The sequence below is a fragment of the Actinosynnema sp. NPDC023658 genome, from assembly GCF_040639995.1.
In the GTDB taxonomy this organism is placed as follows: domain Bacteria; phylum Actinomycetota; class Actinomycetes; order Mycobacteriales; family Pseudonocardiaceae; genus Actinosynnema.
Map to the genome: position 1 here is coordinate 1 of NZ_JBFAAX010001235.1, position 1,487 is coordinate 1,487.

At 72.6% G+C, this 1,487-nt stretch carries 2 protein-coding genes; one reads left to right on the top strand and one right to left on the bottom strand.

The window, feature by feature from the left end; genetic code table 11:
* Nucleotides 1-188: hypothetical protein (locus tag AB0G02_RS39835; protein WP_360805604.1), on the bottom strand; the 188-nt coding region annotated here is incomplete at its 3' end.
* Nucleotides 189-397: 209 nt separating this feature from the next.
* Here AB0G02_RS39835 and AB0G02_RS39840 point away from each other — a divergent pair.
* Nucleotides 398-1,420: a Gfo/Idh/MocA family oxidoreductase gene (locus AB0G02_RS39840; protein ID WP_360805607.1), complete on the top strand. Its 1,023-nt coding sequence runs from the start codon at nucleotides 398-400 to the stop codon at nucleotides 1,418-1,420.
* Nucleotides 1,421-1,487: the final 67 nt, after the last annotated feature.

A 1,487-nucleotide genomic window follows, 5' to 3' on the forward strand; every position in this document is an offset into this window, starting at 1 on the left:
CACGCCCACCGCCCCGAGCCGCCCGCGGGCCGCTCGACCCGGACCGCTCTTTCCCATTCGAGCCCTTTTCTCACCGGTGGGCGCTCGCCGTTCACGGGCACTTCCACAATGTGCCGCAGCCACAATGCGGAAAACGTCTCCGATTGCCTGAAGAATGGCCCGGTCAGCGCACTCACCTCCGCGATCACCGCTCCCGGGTGGCAGCGTATGGCAGGTCACCAGCCCGGCGAGGGGGCGCAGACCAGTTCACTCTTCCTGGTCAACTCGCCGGCGCCCAGTTGACAGACCTTCCCGACTGGGACAACGTCGGGACCACCAATTGAGCTGACATCGCTCATTCCCGATGCCTTCGAAACCGGACGAGACAAGACGGGGCTCACTAGTGCGCACACTCGTCGTGGGACTGGGCCGAGCCGGTGCGGAACTGCACCTGCCGGTGCTCGCCAGGGCGCGGACCTCGGTCCGACAGCTGTTCGACGACCGGCCGATCGTGGCGTGCGACCCGAGGCGGCTGCCGGCGGACCGACCGGGCCTGGCGATGGTGGGCAGCCTGGCCGAGGCGGCGTCGCTGCTCGACCCCGGCGACACGGTGGCGCACGTCTGCACGCCGCCGCCGGTGCGCGCCGCGGTGATGGCCGAGCTGGCCGAGCGCGGGTTCCGCAACGTGATCGCGGAGGAGCCGCTGGCCGCCGACACCGACGACCTGGCCCGCCTGATCCGGCTGCGCCGCAAGCACGGCCTGCGGATCGCGGTGGTCGAGCCGTGGCTGACCAGCGCGCTCACCGTGCGGCTCACCGAGCTGGTGCGCGGCGGCGCGCTGGGCGAGCCGAGGTCGATCTCGATCGTGCAGAACAAGCCGCGCTTCCGCCGTTCGCTGGCCAAGCCGAGCCACCGGACCGCGTTCGACGTGGAGCTGCCGCACGGCGTCGGCCTGGCGCTGCGGCTCGCGGGCAGCGCCCGGGTCACGCACGCCGCCGGGTACGACCTGACGGTGGGTGACGTGGTGGTGCCCCGCATGGGGGGCGCGCGGATCGGCCTGCGGCACAACAGCGGGGTGCGCACGGAGATCAGCTCGGACCTCACCTCCCCGGTGCGCGAGCGCCGGATCACCGTGGAGTTCGAGCGGGGCAGCGCGGTCGGCCACTACGCGGTGAGCGACGACGACGACCACTCGCAGCTCACCGTCACGGTCAACGGGCGGCGGGAGCACGAGGTGCTGCGGGACGACTCGCTCACCGAGTGGGTGATCCGCGCCTACCGGCTGTTCCACGCGCCCGGCGACCAGCACGCGCGCGGGTTCGCGTTCGCCACGGACGTGGTGCAGCTGCTGTCGGTGGCGAAGAACATCTGCGCGGAACCGGTGGTGCCGGCCGCGCGCCGGGAGGGGTCACACGGCCCGGTGGCGGCCCTTGTCCGCTGACCCCCCCCCGCCCGCCAGACCCGACCCGGTGCTGGCCGGCTTGGCCGACGAGGCCGCGCACGACCTG